A 1,101-nucleotide genomic window follows, 5' to 3' on the forward strand; every position below is an offset into this window, starting at 1 on the left:
GTAGATGGGGTAACGGGCCCGGTCTGCCCTCCAAGCAAGCCGCGCTTGCTACGGCGCTGTTGAATGCGCGCTTCGCGCGGCTTGCTTGGAAGGCGGGCGGTCGTCCCTCACATGGATGGTGTTACGGAGTCGAGGATGGACCTCGCTCCAAGCATCAAGGAGAGACGACCATGGAGCATTATGCCGGAATCGACGTGTCTTTGGAATACTCAAGCGTGTGCGTGGTGGATGAGCGCGGCAAGATCGTCCGGGAAGCCAAGGTGGCGAGCGAACCGGCGGCCCTGATCAGCTGGTTCGGCGCGCTTGGGATCGGGCTGGCCCGGATCGGGCTGGAAGCCGGACCGCTGTCGCAATGGCTTTATGCGGGGATGAAGCAGGCCGGCCTTGCGGTCGAGTTGCTGGAGACCCGCCACGTCCGCGATGCCTTCAAGGCGATGCCGGTAAAGTCGGACCGCAACGACGCCCGCAACATCGCGCAACTGATGCGGCTGGGCTGGTTCCGACCGGTGCACTGCAAGTCGGTGGCAGCGCAGGAAGTGCGGGCGGTGCTGACGGCGCGCAAGCTGGTTCAGAGCAAGCTGCTGGACGTCGAGAACAGCCTGCGCGGGATCTTGCGCGGCTTTGGCCTGAAGGTTGGCAAGACGTCGGCAACAAATTTTGCCGGACGGATCGGCGAGTTGGTGAAGGGGCATCCCAACCTGGAAGTGATTACAGAAGCGCTGCTCAAGGTACGCAGCGTGCTGCTGAGCGAGTTCAAAGCCTTCGAGAAGCGGGCCGGCAGGATCTCGCTGATGAATGCCAAGGCCAGGTTGTTGATGTCGACGCCGGCGGTGGGGCCGATCATCTCGCTGACCTATGCCGCGGCGATCGATGATCCCGCGCGGTTTACATCCTCCAAGCAGGCCGGGTCGCATTTCGGGCTGACGCCGAAGAAGCACCAGTCCGGCGAGACCGACCGATCGGGGCGGATCAGCAAGATCGGCGACGCCTCCGTACGCGAGGCGCTCTACCAGGCCGCTCACATCATGCTGACGAAGCCGGTCAAGGGGTGCTCGCAGCTTAAGAGCTGGGCGATGCGGATCGCCAAGCGTGCTGGCATGA

The 1,101-nt window shown here is 63.6% G+C and carries 1 protein-coding gene; it reads left to right on the plus strand.

The annotated features are described in order from the left end of the window. Positions 1-170 precede the first annotated feature (170 nt). On the plus strand, positions 171-1,101 hold a 931-nt coding region (locus GWE18_RS41880; RefSeq protein ID WP_275191299.1), incomplete at its 3' end, for an IS110 family transposase.

It is taken from the genome of Bradyrhizobium sp. CSA112, from assembly GCF_029051645.1.
In the GTDB taxonomy this organism is placed as follows: domain Bacteria; phylum Pseudomonadota; class Alphaproteobacteria; order Rhizobiales; family Xanthobacteraceae; genus Bradyrhizobium.